Raw genomic sequence first — 14,836 nt, forward strand, 5'->3', positions numbered from 1 at the left:
CAGCCCATTCGCGGGCAAGCCCGCTCCTACGGATTCCTGCGGGAGCGGGCTTGCCCCAACTGCTCAAAGCTCGGTATGGCGAGTTTCCTTCAGGCACAGCACTGCAATCAGGCTGATCACCGCCGCCACCGACACATATCCCCCCACCCAGCTCAAACCTCCCATGCTCACCAGTTGCTGGGCAAAGAACGGTGCCGCCGAGGCGCCGACGATGCCGCCCAGGTTGTAGGCCGCCGAGGCCCCGGTGTAACGCACGTGGGTCGGGAACAGCTCAGGCAGCAGCGCGCCCATCGGGGCGAAGGTCACGCCCATCAGGAACAGTTCGATCGCCAGGAACAGCGCCACGCCGGCGGTGGAGCCCGAGGTCAGTAGGGGTTCCATGGTGAAGCCTGAGGCAATGGCCAGCAGCCCACCGACGATCAGCACCGGCTTGCGCCCATAGCGGTCGCTGAGCCAGGCCGACAGCGGCGTAGCCAGTGCCATGAACACCACGGCGAAGCACAGCAGGCCGAGGAAGGTTTCGCGACTGTAGCCGAGTGTGGAGACGCCATAGCTGAGCGAGAACACCGTGGAGATGTAGAACAGTGCGTAGCACACCACCATCGCCGCAGCGCCCAGCAAGGTGGGCATCCAGTACTTGGCGAACAGGTCGACCACCGGCATTTTCACCCGCTCTTGACGGGCCACGGCCTTGGCGAAGACCGGGCTTTCCTCGAGCTTCAGGCGTACGTAAAGGCCCACCAGCACCAATGCAGCGCTGAGCAGGAACGGAATGCGCCAGCCCCATTCACGGAACTGCTCGTCGCTGAGCACCAGTGCCAGGGTCAGGAACAGACCGTTGGCGGCGAGGAAGCCAATCGACGGGCCCAACTGCGGGAACATGCCGAACCAGGCGCGCTTGCCGGGCGGTGCGTTCTCGGTGGCGAGCAGGGCTGCACCGCCCCATTCGCCGCCCAATCCCAGCCCCTGGCCGAAGCGCAGCACGCAGAGAATGATCGGGGCCCATACGCCGATGCTGTCATAGCCTGGCAGGACACCGATCAGTGTGGTGGACACCCCCATCAGCAGCAACGAGGCGACCAGGGTCGACTTGCGCCCGATGCGATCACCGAAGTGGCCGAACAGGGCCGAACCCAGCGGCCGGGCGAGGAAGGCGATACCGAAGGTGAGGAAGGCTGCAAGCATCTGCGCGGTGCCTGAGCCGGACGGGAAGAACACTGGACCGATCACCAGCGCCGCAGCCGTGGCGTACACGTAGAAATCGTAGAACTCGATGGCGGTGCCGATGAAGCTGGCGGTGGCGACCCGGGCGGGCGAATTGACCGGGGTCGCCGAGACAGGTTCGGCGTAGGTGTTGCTGGTTGTCATGCGTAGGTCCCTGAACAGTCGTTCGCGCGGCCGATCAGGCGGGCCGCAGCGTATTGTTGTGGTTCGCCAGGCTGACGAGGGCCCCGGGATGGCAGGGCGCGGACGCTGTTCGGGATAGGACGCAGGGCCGCTGGCACGTCAGTGAGGCGGACTGGCCGTGGGGCGCCGGGTGCGGGTAGCAGGCGGGACGGCAGGGCTGGGTAAGCGTGGCCCGAGTATAGCTATCGGGTTACGGTCCAGACCAGTACCTTGCTGGCGCAATTGTCCTCGGTTTCGAGGATTTCCAGGCGGTAGCGTCCGACTTTCAGGCAAACCGCGCTTGCCGGGATGCTTTCCAGTGCTTCGGTGACCAGGCCGTTGAGGGTTTTCGGGCCGCCGTCGCAGGGCAGGTGCCAGCCCAGGCTGCGGTTGAGCTCGCGCAGCGAGGCGGTGCCTTCGATGATGAAGCGGCCATCGGGCTGGGGATGGATATGGGGGTTGTCCAGGCTCTGCTCGTCTTCGAACTCGCCGACTATTTCTTCAAGGATGTCTTCGAGCGTCACGATCCCCAGCACTTCGCCGTACTCGTCCACGACCACGCCCATGCGCCGCTGCTGCTTGTGGAAGTTCAGCAGTTGCAGTTGCAGCGGGGTGCTTTCCGGGACGAAGTAGGGCTCGTAGCAGGCGGCCTGGAGTTTCTCCAGGGTCAGTTCGGCGCGTGGCAGCAGGTGGCTGATGAGCTTGGTGTTGAGGATCGCTTCGACCTGGTTGATGTCGTTGTGATAGACGGGCAGGCGGGTGTGGCGGCTGAGGATCAGCTGTTCGATGATCTGTTCGATCGGGTCGTCGAGGTTGATGCCATCGACTTCGTTGCGCGGGACCAGGATGTCGTTGACGGTAATCCTGTCCAGCGCTTGCAGGCCCTCGATCAGGCCCTGGCGTGGGGTTTCGTGCGGCTCGTCGTCATCCAGGGCGTCTTCGTCCTGTGGGTGCAGGGCGACGGCGGGAGGCTGCACGCGGAACGGGCGCAGGATCACTTTGGCCATGCCGTCGAGCAGGCAGGCCAGCGGCTGCAGCGCTGCCAGTGGCAGCTTGAGCAGGCTGCCACCGAGGCTGGCGAAGGCGTGCGGGTTGCGTCGTGCCAGGCGCCGCGGCAGGTACTCGGCCAGCACCAGCAGCGTCAGCGTGGCACAGAGCCCGGCCAGCCAGAAGCCATGTTCGCCGCTGTAGCGCTGACCGATCAGGCAGGCCAGGCCCAGCACCAGCAACTTGCCGAGGCTGGCGCAAAGGACCAGTGCCTGGGCGGGCAGGGTGGGGGCTTCTGTCTCGCTGGAGCGGACGTGGCCGTTGAGTTGCTGGCGGGCGGCCTCGACCGCACTGAACAGCGCTGACCACAGCAACGCCAGTACCAGGGTGCCGAGCAGCGGGGCGTACGGCAAAGTGTCCATGATTGCCCGTCAGATGTGCAGGATGAATTCGCGGACCAGCTTGCTGCCGAAGTAGGCCAGCATCAGCAGGCAGAAACCCGCCAGGGTCCAGCGGATCGCCTTGTGCCCGCGCCATCCCAGGCGATTGCGCCCCCACAGCAGGACGCTGAACACGATCCAGGCCAGGCACGACAGCGAGGTCTTGTGCACCAGGTGCTGGGCGAACAGGTTCTCGAAGAACAGCCAGCCGGAGATCAGCGACAGCGACAGGAGGATCCAGCCCGCCCAGAGGAAGCCGAACAGCAGGCTTTCCATTGTTTGCAGTGGGGGGAAGTTGCGGATCAGTCCCGAGGGGTGCTTGTGCTTGAGCTGGTGGTCCTGGAGCAACAGCAGCAGGGCCTGGACCACGGCGATGGTGAACAGGCCATAGGCGAGGATCGACAGCAGGATATGCGCCAGGATGCCGGGCTCTTCATTGACCAGCGGCACGGTGCCGGCTGGCGCGAACTGTGCCAGCAGCGCTGTCACTGCACCCAGCGGGAACAGCAGCACCAGCAGGTTCTCCACCGGAATGCTCAGGCAGGCGAGCAGCGTCAGGGCGATCACCGCGGTGGCGATCAGGCTGGCGGCGCTGAAGAAGTCGAGGCTCAGGCCCAGTGGGGTGAGCAACTGGAAGAACAGGGCGCCGGTCTGTGCGACAACGGCAATCACGCCCAACAGGCCGAGCAGGCGTTTGTCGACCTTGGCACCCTGTGCCAGGCGCGAGCCTTGATAGGCGGTCGCGGCAATATAAAGGATGGCCGCGATCAGGTTGGGGATGAGGCTGGGTGAGGAGAGCATAGGTCCTGGTAGGCGAGCCCTAAAGGAGGGGAGTTTGGCATAGAACGCGGTTGCCTAGGAAGACTGCAGGCCGTGTCGGCCTTTTCGCGGGCTCAAGGTTTCATGGAGGCGGCGGTTCGGCGCTGTGACTTGCCAGCGAAAAGGCCGCCGCCGCTGCCGCTCAGCGCCAAGGTGTGCGCCGTCGCCGCTCTCCGTTATAATGCCCGGCTTGCTGTGCCCTGCGCGTGTGGATATCCGCCAGGGCGCCTGAACAACCTCGGCTTTAATTGGGCCTGAAAGGATCACCATGTTCGAAAACCTGACCGACCGCCTGTCACAGACGCTGCGCCATGTCACCGGCAAGGCCAAGCTGACCGAAGAGAACATCAAGGACACGTTGCGTGAAGTGCGCATGGCCCTGCTCGAGGCCGACGTCGCCCTGCCGGTGGTCAAGGACTTCGTCAACAGCATCAAGGAGCGCGCGGTCGGCACAGAGGTGTCGCGCAGCCTGACGCCGGGCCAGGCCTTCGTGAAGATCGTCCAGGCCGAACTGGAAAGCCTGATGGGCGCGGCCAACGAAGACCTCGCGCTCAATGCGGCTCCGCCAGCCGTGGTGTTGATGGCGGGCCTGCAGGGCGCCGGTAAGACCACCACCGCCGGCAAGCTGGCGCGCTTCCTTAAAGAGCGCAAGAAAAAGACCGTCATGGTGGTGTCCGCCGACGTATACCGCCCGGCGGCGATCAAGCAGCTCGAAACCCTGGCCAACGACATCGGCGTGACCTTCTTCCCGTCCGATATCAGCCAGAAGCCGGTCGATATCGCCGAGGCGGCGATTCGCGAAGCCAAGATCAAGTTCATCGACGTGGTCATCCTCGACACCGCCGGCCGTCTGCACATCGACGCCGACATGATGGACGAGATCAAGGCCCTGCACGCGGCGGTCAAGCCGGTCGAGACGCTGTTCGTGGTCGATGCCATGACCGGTCAGGACGCCGCCAATACCGCCAAGGCCTTTGGCGAGGCGCTGCCGCTGACCGGCGTGGTGCTGACCAAGGTCGATGGTGATGCCCGTGGCGGTGCCGCGCTGTCGGTGCGCGCCATCACCGGCAAGCCGATCAAGTTCATCGGTATGGGCGAGAAGACCGAAGCCCTCGAGCCTTTCCACCCTGACCGCATCGCCTCGCGCATCCTCGGCATGGGTGACGTGCTCAGCCTGATCGAGCAGGCCGAGCAGAACATCGACAAGGCCAAGGCCGACAAGCTGGCCAAGAAGCTGAAGAAGGGCAAGGGCTTCGATCTCGAAGACTTCCGCGACCAGTTGCAGCAGATGAAGAACATGGGCGGCCTGGGTGGCCTGATGGACAAGCTGCCCAGCATCGGTGGCGTCAACCTGTCGCAGATGGGCAATGCCCAGGGCGCGGCCGAGAAACAGTTCAAGCAGATGGAGGCGATCATCAACTCCATGACCCCTGCCGAACGTCGCGACCCCGACCTGATCAGCGGTTCGCGCAAGCGCCGTATCGCCCTGGGCTCCGGCACGCAGGTGCAGGATATCGGCCGACTGATCAAGCAGCACAAGCAGATGCAGAAGATGATGAAGAAATTCTCCGCCAAGGGCGGCATGGCCAAGATGATGCGTGGCCTGGGCGGGATGCTGCCGGGCGGCGGCATGCCGAAGCTGTAACCGAATCCGCTTGGTCGCCTTGATTTCAAGGCGGCCAGGCAGACCCCGCCTCGGCGGGAAAGCGCCGCAAAACAGCGGCTTAAGCGGCAGGTCTGGATTGCTTTGCATGGCTCTTGCGAAAAAGCCATTTGCAAATGTCCGTGTATTCCCTGAGAATATGCGGCCTTTTGGGCACCCGTGTGCCTATTTGGCATTCAGATTTGCAGCACTGACTGCAGTACCGACTATAGGAACGATGTTCACATGGTAACCATTCGTCTGGCCCGTGGCGGCTCGAAAAAGCGCCCTTTCTACCACCTGACCGTGACCAACTCGCGTAACGCCCGTGACGGCCGTTTCGTTGAGCGCGTTGGCTTCTTCAACCCGATCGCCTCGGGCGCCGAAGTCAAGCTGTCGGTCAACCAGGAACGCGTCACCTACTGGCTGAGCCAGGGCGCGCAGCCGTCTGAGCGTGTTGCTCAGCTGCTGAAGGACGCTGCCAAGGCTGCTGCCTGAGCAGTATGAACGCGACGCCAGAAAAGGCTGACGACCTCATCGTCGTTGGCAAGATTTTTTCGGTTCACGGCGTTCGCGGCGAGGTGAAGGTGTATTCCTTTACCGATCCGATTGAAAACCTGTTGGATTATCCGCGCTGGACGCTTCGGCACGAAGGCAAGGTAAAGCAGGTCGAGCTGGTCAGCGGTCGTGGCTCCCAGAAGGGCCTGGTCGTGAAACTGAAAGGCCTCGACGATCGCGATGAAGCCCGTCTTCTGAGCGGTTACGAAATCTGCATTGCGCGGAGCCTTTTGCCCAACCTGGCCGCCGACGAGTACTACTGGTACCAGTTGCAGGGCCTGAAGGTCATCAACCAGGACGAACAACTGTTCGGCAAGGTCGATCACCTGTTGGAGACCGGTGCGAACGATGTAATGGTGGTCAAGCCTTGCGCTGGCAGCCTGGATGATCGCGAGCGTCTGTTGCCCTATACGGAGCAATGCGTGCTGGCAATCGACCTGGAAGCAGGTGTGATGCGAGTCGAATGGGACGCGGATTTCTAGACGATGGGTAACCTTCGCGTAGAAGTCATCACGTTGTTCCCCGAGATGTTCTCGGCCATCACGGAGTACGGCATTACCAGTCGTGCGGTGAAACAGGGGTTGCTGCAAGTGACCTGCTGGAACCCACGGGACTACACCACTGATCGTCACCACACGGTGGATGATCGGCCGTTTGGCGGTGGTCCGGGCATGGTGATGAAGATCAAGCCTCTGGAAGACGCCCTGGCCAGTGCCAGGCAGGCGACCGGAGCATCGGCGAAGGTGATCTACCTCTCGCCACAAGGCCGCAAGCTGACTCAGCAGGCGGTCAAAGGCCTGGCCGAACAGGAATCGTTGATCCTGATCGCCGGTCGTTATGAAGGCATCGACGAGCGTTTTATCGAAGCTCATGTCGATGAGGAGTGGTCGATTGGTGACTATGTACTTTCCGGTGGCGAGCTGCCGGCCATGGTACTGATCGATGCGGTTACGCGGCTGCTGCCCGGAGCTTTAGGGCATGTGGACTCGGCGGAGGAAGACTCCTTCACCGATGGTCTGCTGGATTGCCCGCACTACACCCGACCTGAGGTGTATGCGGATCAGCGTGTACCCGACGTGTTGCTAAGTGGCAACCATGCACACATCCGGCGTTGGAGAATGAAGCAGTCCCTTGGTAGGACCTTCGAACGACGCGCCGATCTTCTGGAAAGTCGCTCGCTTTCTGGAGAAGAGAAGAAGCTGCTCGAGGAATACCTCCGCGAGCGGGACGATAGTTAACGTATCGATGGTGGATCAAGTTATCCATCTTAGGAGCACAGCATGACCAACAAGATCATCCAGCAGCTCGAAGCCGAGCAGATGAGCAAGGAAATCCCGACCTTCGCACCAGGCGACACCATTGTCGTTCAGGTTAAAGTGAAGGAAGGCGATCGCTCGCGTCTGCAGGCGTTCGAAGGCGTTGTTATCGCCAAGCGTAACCGCGGTCTGAACAGCGCCTTCACCGTGCGCAAGATCTCCAGCGGCGTTGGCGTAGAGCGTACCTTCCAGACCTACAGCCCACAGATCGACAGCCTGGCCGTGAAACGTCGTGGTGACGTGCGTAAAGCCAAGCTGTACTACCTGCGCGACCTGTCCGGCAAAGCCGCTCGCATCAAGGAAAAACTGTCCTGAGTGCAGTTTGACCGGCGGCCTTGGTCGCCTTGCGAGAGAAAAAGCAGCCTTCGGGCTGCTTTTTTGCATTTTGTGGTATTGGTGTTGCCTGCTTCGCGGGTCGCCCCGCTGCCATTCCCTTGCGATTCGAGTACCCCATGACCACCACCCCAAGAGACCAGGAAATCCAGCGCCGTACCGAGCTGTCGATCACTCGCGTGACCAAGGCCGTATTTCCCAATACCACCAATCACCACAACACCTTGTTTGGCGGCACCGCGCTGGCCTGGATGGATGAGGTGTCGTTCATCGCCGCTACGCGTTTCTGTCGCCTGCCGCTGGTGACCGTGTCCACCGACCGCATCGACTTCAAGCACCCGATCCCGGCGGGCTCGATCGTCGAGCTGGTTGGCAGCGTGATCAAGGTGGGCAATACCAGCTTGCAGGTACAGGTCGATGTGTTCGTCGAGAACATGTACCTCGACGGCCGCGAGCGTGCGATTCATGGGGTGTTCAGCTTTGTCGCCATCGACGAGGACAAGCGACCGGTGCCAGTACTGGCTCAGGCCTGAGTTCTCCAGTGCGGGCGCTTTCGCGGCTAAAGCCGCTCCCACAGGCGCTGCGCGATCCCTGTAGGAGCGGCTTTAGCCGCGAAGAGGCCGGTACAGACAACAATTATGCGGCTGTGAAACACTAAGCCCACTTTCAACACCCAGCAGCCCTCCGAATGCCCGCCCTGGACCACCCCCTGATCGATCAGTTTCTCGATGCCCTCTGGCTGGAAAAAGGCCTGTCCGACAACACCCGCGTTTCCTACCGCAGCGACCTGGCCCTGTTCAATGGCTGGTTGCAGGAGCGTGGCGTCGCGTTGCCTGAGGCTGGCCGCGATTCGATCCTCGACCACCTTGCCTGGCGCTTCGATCAGGGTTACAAGCCGCGCTCCACTGCGCGGTTTCTCTCTGGTGTGCGTGGCTTTTATCGCTATCTGCTGCGGGAAAAACTCATTGGTGTCGATCCGACCTTGCAGGTCGATATGCCGCAGCTGGGTAGGCCTTTGCCCAAATCCCTGTCGGAAGCGGATGTCGAAGCGCTGCTCAAGGCACCCGACCTGGCCGAAGCCATCGGCCAGCGCGACCGAGCCATGCTCGAGGTTCTCTACGCCTGCGGCCTGCGGGTCACCGAGCTGGTGAGCCTGACCCTCGATCAGGTCAACCTGCGCCAGGGGGTACTGCGGGTGATGGGCAAGGGCAGCAAGGAGCGTCTGGTGCCGATGGGCGAGGAGGCGGTACTGTGGATCGAGCGCTACGTGCGCGACGGTCGCGGCGAGCTGCTCAACGGTCGCCCCAGCGATGTGCTGTTCCCCAGCCTGCGGGGCGAGGAAATGACCCGCCAGACGTTCTGGCACCGCATCAAGCACCACGCGCGCGTGGCCGGTATCGACAAGCCACTGTCACCGCATACCTTGCGTCACGCCTTTGCCACCCATCTGCTCAACCATGGTGCCGACCTGAGGGTGGTGCAGATGCTGCTGGGGCACAGCGACCTTTCCACCACGCAGATCTACACCCACGTCGCCAAGGCACGTTTGCAGCAGTTGCATGCCCAGCACCATCCGCGTGGATGAATGATTTTCATGTTCCGCCCGGCGGCCATCAGACAGTGATTTCGTCGCGGCCTGATGTGGTAGGCTTGAGCGGTTTGCACCAGGGACTGTCTGGTCGCCGCGATTTTTTCCGCAGGCGACGTCCTCCGGTCCCCGTCCGCCTTCAGGAGTACCCCATGCGCGTGACCCAGATGTTTGCCGCCGCCGCCCTGGCGCTGGCCAGTACCTTTGCCGTCGCTGCGGCCACCGATGTCAACGCCGGTGCCGAGCAAGCCATTCGCAACACACTCAAGACACTGGAACTGGAAGTCCCGATCGAAGGCGTCGCCACCAGCCCGGTCGGCGGGCTCTACGAAGTCAAGCTGCAGGGCGGCCGCGTGCTCTATGCCAGCGCAGATGGCCAGTTCGTCATGCAGGGCTACCTGTACCAGATCCAGGATGGCAAGCCGGTCAACCTGACCGAGAAAACCGAACGCCAGGGCATCGCCAAGCTGATCAATGGTATTCCTGCGACTGAAATGGTGGTTTACCCGGCCAAGGGCGAAACCAAATCGCACATCACCGTGTTCACCGACACGACCTGCCCGTACTGCCACAAGCTGCACGCCGAGGTGCCCGAGCTTAACAAGCGCGGTATCGAGGTGCGCTATGTCGCCTTCCCGCGCCAGGGCCTGGGCTCGCCGGGTGACGAGCAACTGCAGGCTGTCTGGTGCTCCAGTGACCGTCGCGCGGCGATGGACAAGATGGTCGACGGCAAGGAAATCAAGGCGGCCAAGTGCGCCAACCCGGTCAGCAAGCAGTTCCAGCTCGGCCAGTCGATCGGTGTCAACGGCACGCCGGCGATCGTGCTCGAAAGCGGCCAGGTGATCCCGGGCTACCAGCCGGCACCGCAGGTGGCCAAGCTGGCCCTGGCCGGCCAGGCGCAAGCCGCCAAGTAATTCATTCAATACGCCGTCGTCATGGGGTGACGGCATGTTTCACGGTCGGCGCAGGTGCCGGCCGTTCAATGGGGAGTTCACAGTGAAACCGGTCAAAGTAGGCATCTGTGGGTTGGGGACCGTCGGTGGCGGTACCTTCAATGTACTTCAGCGCAACGCCGAGGAGATTGCCCGCCGTGCCGGGCGCGGTATTGAAGTGGCCCAGATTGCCATGCGCTCGCAGAACCCGAACTGCCAGATTACCGGTACCCCCATTACCGCTGATGTGTTCGAAGTCGCGACCAACCCCGAAATCGACATCGTCATCGAGCTGATCGGTGGCTACACCATTGCCCGCGATCTGGTGCTCAAGGCCATCGAGAACGGCAAGCACGTGGTCACCGCCAATAAGGCGCTGATTGCCGTGCACGGCAACGAGATTTTCGCCAAGGCCCGTGAAAAGGGCGTGATCGTGGCCTTCGAGGCGGCGGTTGCCGGCGGCATCCCGGTGATCAAGGCGATCCGCGAAGGCCTGTCGGCCAACCGCATCAACTGGTTGGCCGGGATCATCAACGGCACCGGTAACTTCATCCTCACCGAAATGCGTGAAAAGGGCCGTGCTTTCCCTGACGTGCTGGCCGAAGCCCAGGCGCTGGGCTATGCCGAGGCCGACCCGACCCTCGACGTCGAGGGCATCGATGCTGCGCACAAGCTGACCATCCTGGCCTCCATCGCCTTCGGTATTCCGCTGCAGTTCGACAAGGCCTACACCGAGGGCATCACCCGCCTGACCACTGCTGACGTCAACTACGCCGAAGCCCTGGGCTATCGCATCAAGCACCTGGGTGTGGCCCGCCGCACTGCCGACGGCATCGAGCTGCGCGTGCACCCGACGCTGATCCCGAGCGACCGCCTGATCGCCAACGTCAACGGCGTGATGAACGCGGTGATGGTCAACGGCGACGCTGCTGGCTCGACGCTCTACTACGGCGCCGGTGCCGGCATGGAGCCGACCGCTTCGTCGGTGGTCGCCGACCTGGTCGATGTGGTGCGTGCCATGACCTCCGACCCGGAGAACCGCGTTCCGCACCTGGCCTTCCAGCCGGATTCGCTGTCGGCGCACCCGATCCTGCCGATCGAGGCGTGCGAAAGCGCCTATTACCTGCGGATCCAGGCCAAGGATCACCCAGGCGTGCTGGCCCAGGTCGCCAGCATCCTGTCCGAGCGTGGCATCAACATAGAGTCGATCATGCAGAAGGAAGCCGAAGAACAGGACGGCCTGGTGCCGATGATTCTGCTGACCCACGGCGTGGTCGAGCAGCGTATCAACGATGCCATCGTCGCCCTTGAAGCCCTGCAGGATGTGGTCGGCAACGTCGTGCGTATTCGCGTCGAACAGCTCAATTAATTCAGCGGCGGGCCGCGACGGCGGCCCGCGCCCAGAACCGAAGGTTTGCACAATGCGCTATATCAGTACTCGCGGCCAGGCTCCGGCCCTGAATTTCGAAGACGTCCTGCTGGCAGGTCTTGCCAGCGACGGCGGCCTGTACGTGCCGGAAAACCTGCCGCGCTTCACCCAGGAAGAAATCGCTTCCTGGGCCGGCTTGCCGTATCACGAACTGGCGTTCCGAGTGATGCGCCCCTTCGTCACCGGCAGCATCGCCGATGCCGACTTCAAGAAGATCCTCGAGGAAACCTACGGTGCCTTCGCCCACGCCGCGGTGGCACCGCTGCGCCAGCTGAACGGCAACGAGTGGGTGATGGAGCTGTTCCACGGCCCGACGCTGGCGTTCAAGGACTTCGCCCTGCAACTGCTCGGCCGTCTGCTCGACCACGTGCTGGTCAAGCGTGGCGAGCGCGTGGTGATCGTCGGTGCCACCAGCGGTGATACCGGTTCCGCCGCCATCGAAGGCTGCCGCCGTTGCGACAACGTCGACATCTTCATCCTGCACCCGCACCAGCGCGTGTCGGAAGTTCAGCGTCGGCAGATGACCACCATCCTCGGTGACAACATCCACAACATCGCCATCGAAGGCAACTTCGACGACTGCCAGGAGATGGTCAAGGCCAGCTTCGCCGACCAGTCCTTCCTCAAGGGCACTCGCCTGGTCGCGGTCAACTCGATCAACTGGGCGCGGATCATGGCCCAGATCGTCTACTACTTCCATGCGGCACTGCAGTTGGGCGGCCCGGCGCGCTCGGTCGCGTTCTCGGTCCCGACCGGCAACTTCGGCGATATCTTCGCCGGTTACCTGGCGCGCAACATGGGCCTGCCGATCAGCCAGCTGGTGGTGGCCACCAACCGCAACGACATCCTGCACCGCTTCATGAGCGGCAACCAGTACGTCAAGGACGCGCTGCACCCAACGCTCTCGCCGTCGATGGACATCATGGTCTCGTCCAACTTCGAGCGCCTGCTGTTCGACCTGCACGGTCGCAACGGCGCGGCGATCGCCGAGTTGATGGCCAACTTCAAGCAGGGTGGTGGCTTCAGCGTGGAGCAGGATCGCTGGACCGAGGCGCGCAAGCTGTTCGACTCCCTGGCAGTGAGCGACGAGCAGACCTGCGAGACCATCGCCGAGGTGTTCAAGGCCACCGGCGAAGTGCTTGATCCGCACACCGCCATCGGCGTCAAAGCCGCTCGTGAGTGCCGTCGCAGCCTGGATACGCCAATGGTGGTGCTGGGCACCGCGCATCCGGTCAAATTCCCCGAGGCAGTGGAGAAGGCCGGTGTCGGCAAGGCCCTCGAGCTGCCTGCGCACCTGAGCGACCTGTTCAGCCGCGAGGAGCGTTGCACGGTCCTGGCCAATGACCTGAAGACGGTCCAGGCCTTCGTCAGCCAGCACGGCAACCGCGGCAAGCCGCTGTAAAACGCGGTACTCGAGGGCATTGGCGGGGCAAGTCGGAACATCGGCTTGCCCCGTTTGCGTTTGAGCGGTTCTTTAATTACAGAATCATCCTTCGTCTTTTCAGGCTTTTCCTATTTGAGTCCCTATGCTGCTTTTCTAGAGTGGGCGCCCTGTCCATCAGGGCTCGCAGCCCTCAGGAGCGGCTCATGCACCGGCTCAACATTCTTATCGTCCAGTCTCATCCCGCCCAGCAGATCGCTTTGCACCAGGCCTGCAATGCCCTGGGGGTTTTCAACGTGCGCATCGCCTGCGATCTGGCCAGCGCCAAGGCAAGCATGGCGCAGATGCGAGCCTTGGACATGCTCATCATCGACCATGGCATGCCGGCGCTGAGCGCCCAGGCACTGTTGAAGCACGTGACCAGGCAGGGCCATGCGCGTGCGCTGCTGTTCGTCGGACAGCCCCCTGTGCGCGGCCCTGATCTCGCTTCCGAGGCCCAGCGTCAGGGGCAGTGGGTCGTTGCCCAATTGCCCTGGCCGTTGTCGATGAGGGGGTTGCAGGCGGCATTGCAGCGGCTGCGTCGACCGCCGCGCAGGCACTCCGGGCGGGATATCGAAACTGTCATGTTGCCCACGCATGCTGGCTGATACAGGTGCGAGCGAACTTTCCCAAGTGCCTGACGGTCAGTTCCGATAGGTCCCCGACAAAGCGAGTACGCCGGATGGAAAGAATCTGCTCCCTGCTCAACGATGCCCTGTCCCCTTATCACACCCGACTCGACGATGCGGATGCGCGCGGCAATCGCCAACTCACCGTGCTCGATGCGCAGGGCAACGAGGTATTGCGCCGCGCCGTGAGCGTTCGCCAGCTACAGGAGCAGCGCTTGCTGGTCGATCTGGTCGACGGTCTGCACCGCGACCTGCAGATCGTCGAAGGGCGTCTGCAGCCCTGTGTGATCGCGGCATTGCAACACCGGCATCAACCTCAGGGAACCTTTGCCTGAGTGTCTCGTCAGATTTTATAGGGTGCTCGAACGCTGCTTTGCTCCGGTAGCGTTGGATCGCCGTACAGAGTCCATTCAAGGGCTTTGCGTTGACCCCGGATGTCTTCCCCAGCATCCGGGGTTTCTTTTGCCTGCGTCATGGCTTGATGCTGGTCGGAGCGGGAGCCTCCTCGACCAGGCGTCGGGTCTGTTCCAGGTACTCTGTGCGCAGTTCGGGGTCAAGCCAGTTGGCGTAGAACTCAGGGAGGACTTCCTGGCGCAGGTGTGGCAACAGCTTGTCGATATGGGCGATGGCCTCGCGTCCTAGTGGGGTGTCGGAGCAGCCCACATGCAGAAACTGGTAGCGATTCGCCCCTTTGATCGGGTGGAACTGGTAGCTGTCCAGCGAGCCGCCCTGCTGCTGGACCAGGTAGCGCACCTCTGGCCAGTAGCCAAGCACCAGTTGCAGGCGCCCCAGCTGCTGCATCTGCAAGAGGTTGGCGGTGGCATCGTTGCCGTAGTGGCGGCTCAGCGTGGCTTCTGGCAACAGCCGCAGGATATCGTCGACCACTGCCCCGTAGCTGCGCTGGGCCACGATTCCCAGTTTCAGCCCGGGACGCTCCAGCAACTGCTTCAGGTCCACAGGCGAGCCTTCCCCGGGATCGTCCAGCAGCCTCTGGTCAGCCTTGCGGATGACTAGCCCGCCACTGAGGATGGGCAGCGAGGGTTGGGAAAAGTGCACGAAACGGGCGCGTTCCGGCGTCCATAGCAGGGTCGGGTCGCAGGTGAAGCTGTGCTCTTGGAGCATCTGGATGCCACGGGCGCGATTCACCCGAAGGACTGTGTGATCGTATTCTGGCATCTGCTCGATGAGCAGAGGCAGCATGCGGTCGACCACGCCCTGGCCCTTTTCCTGGCCTTCGAGAATGGTGAACGGCGGCAGGTCGCGCACCAGCCAGGTCAGGCGCTCACGGGCCTGGCCCTGCTGCCAGGGCAGCAGCAGGGCGCAGAGCAGCACACACAAGCGCATCATGCTGGTTCGG

Annotated in this window: 16 protein-coding genes; 12 read left to right on the forward strand and 4 right to left on the reverse strand. The window is 62.8% G+C overall.

Annotated features, from left to right (window positions below; translation table 11 throughout):
- Positions 1-63: 63 nt before the first annotated feature.
- The 3 genes from ACK3BK_RS05755 to ACK3BK_RS05765 all read right to left on the reverse strand — a co-directional run bounded on the left by ACK3BK_RS05755 (position 64) and on the right by ACK3BK_RS05765 (position 3,614).
- A complete protein-coding gene (locus ACK3BK_RS05755; RefSeq protein ID WP_186711272.1) occupies positions 64-1,368 on the reverse strand; it encodes an MFS transporter in 1,305 nt (434 codons plus the stop codon).
- 221 nt (positions 1,369-1,589) lie between these two features.
- Entirely contained in the window at positions 1,590-2,795 is a 1,206-nt protein-coding gene (locus ACK3BK_RS05760; protein WP_411383893.1) for a transporter associated domain-containing protein, read from the reverse strand.
- Between the two features lie 9 nt (positions 2,796-2,804).
- On the reverse strand, positions 2,805-3,614 hold the full coding sequence (locus tag ACK3BK_RS05765) for an inner membrane protein YpjD (RefSeq protein WP_186668713.1): 810 nt from the start codon (positions 3,612-3,614) through the stop codon (positions 2,805-2,807).
- A 286-nt stretch (positions 3,615-3,900) separates the two neighbouring features.
- On the opposite strand from ACK3BK_RS05765, the gene ffh reads away from it, so the two are divergent.
- The 12 genes from ffh to ACK3BK_RS05825 all read left to right on the forward strand — a co-directional run bounded on the left by ffh (position 3,901) and on the right by ACK3BK_RS05825 (position 13,814).
- Positions 3,901-5,277 (forward strand): signal recognition particle protein, encoded by a 1,377-nt coding sequence (gene ffh / locus ACK3BK_RS05770; protein ID WP_063543302.1) that lies wholly within the window; start codon positions 3,901-3,903, stop codon positions 5,275-5,277.
- A gap of 243 nt (positions 5,278-5,520) precedes the next feature.
- Positions 5,521-5,772: a 30S ribosomal protein S16 gene (gene rpsP / locus ACK3BK_RS05775; protein ID WP_008094480.1), complete on the forward strand. Its 252-nt coding sequence runs from the start codon at positions 5,521-5,523 to the stop codon at positions 5,770-5,772.
- 5 nt (positions 5,773-5,777) lie between these two features.
- Positions 5,778-6,314: a ribosome maturation factor RimM gene (gene rimM, locus ACK3BK_RS05780; protein WP_054895624.1), complete on the forward strand. Its 537-nt coding sequence runs from the start codon at positions 5,778-5,780 to the stop codon at positions 6,312-6,314.
- A 3-nt stretch (positions 6,315-6,317) separates the two neighbouring features.
- Complete coding sequence (gene trmD / locus ACK3BK_RS05785) at positions 6,318-7,070, forward strand: tRNA (guanosine(37)-N1)-methyltransferase TrmD (RefSeq protein WP_186711270.1); 753 nt, start codon at positions 6,318-6,320, stop codon at positions 7,068-7,070.
- A gap of 42 nt (positions 7,071-7,112) precedes the next feature.
- The gene (rplS, locus tag ACK3BK_RS05790) at positions 7,113-7,463 is read left to right on the forward strand and encodes a 50S ribosomal protein L19 (protein WP_023629812.1); all 351 of its coding nucleotides are present in this window, start codon (positions 7,113-7,115) and stop codon (positions 7,461-7,463) included.
- 137 nt (positions 7,464-7,600) lie between these two features.
- Positions 7,601-8,014 (forward strand): acyl-CoA thioesterase, encoded by a 414-nt coding sequence (locus ACK3BK_RS05795; RefSeq protein ID WP_063543306.1) that lies wholly within the window; start codon positions 7,601-7,603, stop codon positions 8,012-8,014.
- Positions 8,015-8,169: 155 nt separating this feature from the next.
- Positions 8,170-9,066, forward strand: coding sequence for a site-specific tyrosine recombinase XerD (xerD, locus tag ACK3BK_RS05800; RefSeq protein ID WP_186720672.1), 897 nt, complete (start codon positions 8,170-8,172; stop codon positions 9,064-9,066).
- Between the two features lie 155 nt (positions 9,067-9,221).
- Positions 9,222-9,983 carry a DsbC family protein gene (locus ACK3BK_RS05805; protein WP_411383894.1) on the forward strand — a complete coding sequence of 254 codons (762 nt, stop codon included), beginning with the start codon at positions 9,222-9,224 and terminating at the stop codon, positions 9,981-9,983.
- Between the two features lie 82 nt (positions 9,984-10,065).
- A complete protein-coding gene (locus tag ACK3BK_RS05810; RefSeq protein ID WP_411383895.1) occupies positions 10,066-11,370 on the forward strand; it encodes a homoserine dehydrogenase in 1,305 nt (434 codons plus the stop codon).
- A gap of 52 nt (positions 11,371-11,422) precedes the next feature.
- Positions 11,423-12,832: a threonine synthase gene (gene thrC / locus ACK3BK_RS05815; protein ID WP_186668703.1), complete on the forward strand. Its 1,410-nt coding sequence runs from the start codon at positions 11,423-11,425 to the stop codon at positions 12,830-12,832.
- A 185-nt stretch (positions 12,833-13,017) separates the two neighbouring features.
- The gene (locus ACK3BK_RS05820; RefSeq protein WP_186668701.1) at positions 13,018-13,458 is read left to right on the forward strand and encodes a histidine kinase; all 441 of its coding nucleotides are present in this window, start codon (positions 13,018-13,020) and stop codon (positions 13,456-13,458) included.
- A gap of 74 nt (positions 13,459-13,532) precedes the next feature.
- The gene (locus tag ACK3BK_RS05825; RefSeq protein WP_186711312.1) at positions 13,533-13,814 is read left to right on the forward strand and encodes a DUF3509 domain-containing protein; all 282 of its coding nucleotides are present in this window, start codon (positions 13,533-13,535) and stop codon (positions 13,812-13,814) included.
- Positions 13,815-13,950: 136 nt separating this feature from the next.
- Here the strand turns inward: ACK3BK_RS05825 and ACK3BK_RS05830 are convergent, their stop codons facing one another.
- On the reverse strand, positions 13,951-14,823 hold the full coding sequence (locus ACK3BK_RS05830; RefSeq protein ID WP_186668802.1) for a TIGR02285 family protein: 873 nt from the start codon (positions 14,821-14,823) through the stop codon (positions 13,951-13,953).
- Positions 14,824-14,836: the final 13 nt, after the last annotated feature.

It is taken from the genome of Pseudomonas sp. L7 (genome assembly GCF_046605565.1).
Lineage (GTDB): Bacteria > Pseudomonadota > Gammaproteobacteria > Pseudomonadales > Pseudomonadaceae > Aquipseudomonas > Aquipseudomonas wayambapalatensis.

What these genes read in the sequence shown, in the direction of transcription:
- ACK3BK_RS05760 (WP_411383893.1), bottom strand. Translation starts at nt 2,795, where the DNA reads ATGGACACTTTGCCGTACGCCCCGCTGCTCGGCACCCTGGTACTGGCG.
- ACK3BK_RS05755 (WP_186711272.1), bottom strand. Translation starts at nt 1,368, where the DNA reads ATGACAACCAGCAACACCTACGCCGAACCTGTCTCGGCGACCCCGGTC.
- rplS (WP_023629812.1), top strand. Translation starts at nt 7,113, where the DNA reads ATGACCAACAAGATCATCCAGCAGCTCGAAGCCGAGCAGATGAGCAAG.
- ACK3BK_RS05805 (WP_411383894.1), top strand. Translation starts at nt 9,222, where the DNA reads ATGCGCGTGACCCAGATGTTTGCCGCCGCCGCCCTGGCGCTGGCCAGT.
- xerD (WP_186720672.1), top strand. Translation starts at nt 8,170, where the DNA reads ATGCCCGCCCTGGACCACCCCCTGATCGATCAGTTTCTCGATGCCCTC.
- ACK3BK_RS05830 (WP_186668802.1), bottom strand. Translation starts at nt 14,823, where the DNA reads ATGCGCTTGTGTGTGCTGCTCTGCGCCCTGCTGCTGCCCTGGCAGCAG.
- trmD (WP_186711270.1), top strand. Translation starts at nt 6,318, where the DNA reads ATGGGTAACCTTCGCGTAGAAGTCATCACGTTGTTCCCCGAGATGTTC.
- rimM (WP_054895624.1), top strand. Translation starts at nt 5,778, where the DNA reads ATGAACGCGACGCCAGAAAAGGCTGACGACCTCATCGTCGTTGGCAAG.
- ACK3BK_RS05765 (WP_186668713.1), bottom strand. Translation starts at nt 3,614, where the DNA reads ATGCTCTCCTCACCCAGCCTCATCCCCAACCTGATCGCGGCCATCCTT.
- ACK3BK_RS05795 (WP_063543306.1), top strand. Translation starts at nt 7,601, where the DNA reads ATGACCACCACCCCAAGAGACCAGGAAATCCAGCGCCGTACCGAGCTG.
- thrC (WP_186668703.1), top strand. Translation starts at nt 11,423, where the DNA reads ATGCGCTATATCAGTACTCGCGGCCAGGCTCCGGCCCTGAATTTCGAA.
- ACK3BK_RS05825 (WP_186711312.1), top strand. Translation starts at nt 13,533, where the DNA reads ATGGAAAGAATCTGCTCCCTGCTCAACGATGCCCTGTCCCCTTATCAC.
- ACK3BK_RS05820 (WP_186668701.1), top strand. Translation starts at nt 13,018, where the DNA reads ATGCACCGGCTCAACATTCTTATCGTCCAGTCTCATCCCGCCCAGCAG.
- rpsP (WP_008094480.1), top strand. Translation starts at nt 5,521, where the DNA reads ATGGTAACCATTCGTCTGGCCCGTGGCGGCTCGAAAAAGCGCCCTTTC.
- ffh (WP_063543302.1), top strand. Translation starts at nt 3,901, where the DNA reads ATGTTCGAAAACCTGACCGACCGCCTGTCACAGACGCTGCGCCATGTC.